At 46.0% G+C, this 4,281-nt stretch carries 3 protein-coding genes; all 3 read left to right on the forward strand.

Annotation, left to right across the window (positions count from 1 at the left end):
* Positions 1-521: Na+/H+ antiporter NhaA (locus tag ABD892_RS02385; protein ID WP_345193448.1), on the forward strand; the 521-nt coding region annotated here is incomplete at its 5' end.
* Positions 522-564: 43 nt separating this feature from the next.
* Positions 565-3,315 carry an aconitate hydratase AcnA gene (gene acnA / locus ABD892_RS02390; RefSeq protein ID WP_345193450.1) on the forward strand — a complete coding sequence of 917 codons (2,751 nt, stop codon included), beginning with the start codon at positions 565-567 and terminating at the stop codon, positions 3,313-3,315.
* Positions 3,316-3,344: 29 nt separating this feature from the next.
* A complete protein-coding gene (locus tag ABD892_RS02395; RefSeq protein ID WP_345193452.1) occupies positions 3,345-3,830 on the forward strand; it encodes a lyase family protein in 486 nt (161 codons plus the stop codon).
* The last annotated feature ends 451 nt before the right edge of the window (positions 3,831-4,281 follow it).

The following is a 4,281-nucleotide window of genomic DNA, read 5'->3' on the forward strand; positions in this document are numbered from 1 at the left end:
ATCCACCGGGTGAGCATTGGAGTGGAGATACGCTTGATCGTAAAGCATTGAAAACGGCTGAAGCGGCTGCACGTGAAGCACTGGCACCGGTAGAGCGTTTAGAGATGATGCTTCACCCTTGGGTGGGGTTTGTTGTGATGCCCTTGTTTGCCCTTGCTAACGCGGGGATACCATTCACAGGAATAAACATTAGTTCTCCAATCAACATGGCGGTATTTCTTGGTTTTGTGATAGGCAAACCGTTAGGTGTCTTCTTGTTCAGTTGGGTTGCGGTTCAACTGCGATTCGCTGTTTTGCCACCCAATTTAAATTGGCGAATGATCCTCGGTGGCGGCATGTTGGCAGGTATCGGCTTCACTATGGCGCTTTTCATTGCCAACTTGGCTTATTCCCCGGAACAAATTAATGCCGTGAAACTTGGAATTCTCTCGGCGTCTATTTTCTCCGCTTTATTGGGTTGTCTGGTGATACGGTATTTTTCGGTATCGTCTAACAATGCAGATGTGGCGCACGCTTCCTGAAATACGCAGGGTAAGCAAGTGCGCAAACTTTAGGAGCACTAACATGATGCCTACAACGAAAAAACGATGGAGGGAACGTTACTTAACTAAGTTGGAGAAAAGCACTTGTGAAAAGACGTTTTGGTCTTTAAAGAAATTGGCGCAGGATTTTGACTTTGTACTGGGTGAACAGCCTTTTGTTACGAGACTATTTTTAGAAAACGTCATGCGGAACTTTGAAAGTAATGCCGGCAAGGAAAACATAGCATCCTTGCAGACTTTGATTAAGGCGTTGAGCTCCGGTGATTACTCAAGTGATTTTGAATTTCAATTCTATCCTGGCCGAGTGCTTATGCAGGACTATACGGGGGTACCTGCCCTCGCTGATCTGGCAGCAATGCGTGACACTTTGTTTGCTAAAGGAGGCAATGCAGAAAAGATCAACCCTAAGTGCCCCGTGGATCTAGTGATCGATCACTCTGTTATAGTCGATGAAGCTGGTCATGCCGGTGCGCTAGAGCATAACCGGCAACGTGAAATGGAGCGTAATCAAGAACGTTATCAATTTCTAAAATGGGCTCAGGGCTCTTTCGAAAATCTTACCGTTGTTCCGCCAGGCAATGGCATTTGCCATCAAGTTAACCTCGAATATTTTGCTCAGGTGGTAAACGAAAAAGACGGCGAGCTCTTTCCTGATACCTTAGTGGGAAGTGACAGTCATACGACAATGATCAACGGGCTTGGTGTGCTTGGTTGGGGAGTGGGCGGCATTGAGGCTGAAGCGGTTATGTTGGGGCAACCGCTTAGCTTAAACGCCCCCATTATTGTTGGCGTAAAGTTAGAGGGTGAATTAACCCCTGGAGTGACAGCGACTGACTTAGTGCTCAGTATTACTGAAATCTTAAGAAATTACGGTGTGGTCGGTAAGTGTGTCGAATTTCATGGCGCTGGTGTTAGCGCTCTGAATGTTGCCGATCGCGCTACTATCGCCAACATGGCGCCAGAATATGGTGCCACTTGTGCGCTGTTTCCAATTGATGCAAAAGTGATCGAGTATTTAACCTTAACGAATCGCCCTGCGTCATTAGTTAAACGAGTTTATGACTATGCTGTTGCACAGGGATTGTTTTACGACACAGATCATGAAACAAAATCGCCCATTTATAGTGAATGCTTAGCAATTAATTTGCATGACATTGTTCCGAGTGTTGCTGGCCCCAAGCGTCCACAAGATCGGTTGCCACTTGCGGCCATCAAACGTAAAACGCTGGAAGAAATTGAGCTGTCCGGGCATGCTTTGCCTGTTGAAATTAAACAAAGACAGTCAGAATTTAATCAACGCCAGTCACAGTTAATAGATGGTGATATTGTGATTGCCGCCATCACCTCGTGCACCAATACATCTAACCCCGGCGTTATGTTGCTTGCTGGCTTGCTGGCTAAGTCAGCAGTCGAGAAAGGCCTCACCGTTAACCCTCATGTTAAAACATCACTTGCACCAGGCTCTCAGGTAGTTGCTCGATACCTTGATTCGTCAGGGTTGCAAGCCTATCTTGATCAGTTGGGGTTTCAACGGGTCGGCTTTGGCTGCACAACCTGTATTGGCAATTCAGGTCCTTTAAACGACGATCTTGAATCAGTCATTAAGCAGGGTAATTTGCAAGTCAGTGCGGTGTTGTCCGGGAACCGGAATTTTGAAGGAAGAGTTCACCCTGCTGTTCGGCTCAACTGGCTGGCTTCGCCGCCGTTAGTCATCGCCTTTGCATTGGCAGGACATACTCGCATCAATTTTGACATCGAGCCTTTAGGTGTAGATAAAGAAAATAAGCCTGTTTTTTTACGCGACATATGGCCACAAAATTTCCAACTTGAGCAGGCGATGTTAGCGGTCAATCAAACACTTTACGCTCAGTCTTATACAAACATATTGCAAGGTGATCAGCTTTGGAATGACTTACACGTAGAACAAACAGTCTGCTTCCCATGGAACTCGGCATCGACTTATATCCGAAAGCCGCCGTTTTTAGATAGGAAGGATAAACCTGGTGCCGTTGTTGGGGCAAAAATATTAGCGATACTGGGTGACTCCATTACAACGGATCATATTTCTCCCGCCGGTCAAATTAGTATTGATAGTCCCGCTGGTGAATATTTATCTAAACAAAACATTATGCCAGAGCAGTTTAACAGCTATGGCTCACGTCGTGGCAATCATGAAGTTATGGTGCGAGGCACCTTTGCGAATAAGCGTCTGAAAAATAACATGGCGACGCCCATGGAAGGTGGGTTTACACGCCTGTCCAATGACTCTTCCAAAGGGCTGAATCCGACTGAGCCTGTGTCCATTTTTTCGGCTAGTCAGTATTACACAGACAATAATATTCCTGTGGTTATTTTTGCAGGTAAAGAATATGGCACGGGATCAAGCCGGGACTGGGCTGCGAAAGGATGCTTACTATTGAACGTAAAAGCCGTCATCGCAGAAAGTTTTGAACGCATTCATCGCAGCAATTTGGTGGGGATGGGTATCATGCCATTGCAACTCCTACCCGAAGTTAGGCTCAATGATTTGAAATTGCTTGGCGATGAGAGCATTACTATTCAATGGCCAGTTGATTTAGATGAACAGCAACTGGAACCCAAGCAACGGCTGTCATTGGTAATCACAAGCGTTCCTCCATCAGTCAGCCAGAGCGCAGCGCCTGCAAATCAGACTACCTCCGTTATTTTAAGAATCGATAACTCTCGAGAGCTTGACTACTTTTTTGCTGGAGGCGTCCTGCCCTACGTCGCTCAACAATTTATTGGCCAATAGTTAACAACCCGAGATAGGTGGGCGATATCATGAGCACTAAAAAGTCGAAGAAAAAACGCAAAGTAGCTCCATTGGAAATCCAACAGGGCGATAGTGCTGAAAAAGTCGCTGTCAACAAAGTTGGCGAGCTTTGGGGCAAACAAACTCAGCTCTCGCTAAAGTATTTTGCTATCGGAAAGCACACCTTCGAAAACCACTTTATTGATGCCCTGGTTTCAATAAAGCGTGCCTGCGCGCAAGTCAATCATAGGTTCGAACTCATCAATAATGATCAGCTTGGTGCGATTGTTCATGCCTGTGACGCGGTTATTAATGGCGAGCACTACGATCAATTTCCATTACGAGTTTGGCAAACAGGATCGGGCACACAAACCAATATGAATATCAATGAGGTCATTACGTCACTGGCCAATACCTATATGCGCGCGAACAATCCAAAGGGTAATGCCAACGATGCTGAGCGGCGGTGTTTAGCTTATAAGTGGTTTTGCCCAGTGTCTGGAAATCCTTTCTAATAACCCATCTTCTGAGAAGATTTCTGCCTTAAGAAAACGCTTCCATCCAAGATACCTGGTCAGATATTTGGTCGAAACACCTTTAAAGAACCCATTAATCCACATCTTCAANCAAGAGTTTCAGAGTCCTGAATCCGTGACTTCCCAACACATCCAATGACCTGAACCCAAGACGGAACAAGGGCTGACAGGCAAAATACACGCATCTCAGGATTTCACCTGCCGGGTGCGTTTTAGTGAAACTGAAAATCGAACAATCTGACACTGAATTCTATACACCGACTGCGGGTCTCCATTTCGTCGGCCAAGTCGTGAACCAGAAAACAAAACTATCAAGAACGTTGCGCGCTGTTGTCAGACGACACGGTATCCGGTGTTTGTCAACATAGTTGTCGCCCCAACTCAAGCCGCTTTCTTAAGTTGATCAGCTGAAGATCTGTCGGGATTAAGC

Origin of the sequence: Kistimonas scapharcae (assembly GCF_039540975.1) — a bacterium.
GTDB classification, from domain to species: Bacteria; Pseudomonadota; Gammaproteobacteria; order Pseudomonadales; family Endozoicomonadaceae; genus Kistimonas; species Kistimonas scapharcae.

Bases quoted from the DNA above. Each gene is read 5' to 3' on its own strand.
- ABD892_RS02395 (WP_345193452.1), top strand. From the start codon at position 3,345: ATGAGCACTAAAAAGTCGAAGAAAAAACGCAAAGTAGCTCCATTGGAA.
- acnA (WP_345193450.1), top strand. From the start codon at position 565: ATGATGCCTACAACGAAAAAACGATGGAGGGAACGTTACTTAACTAAG.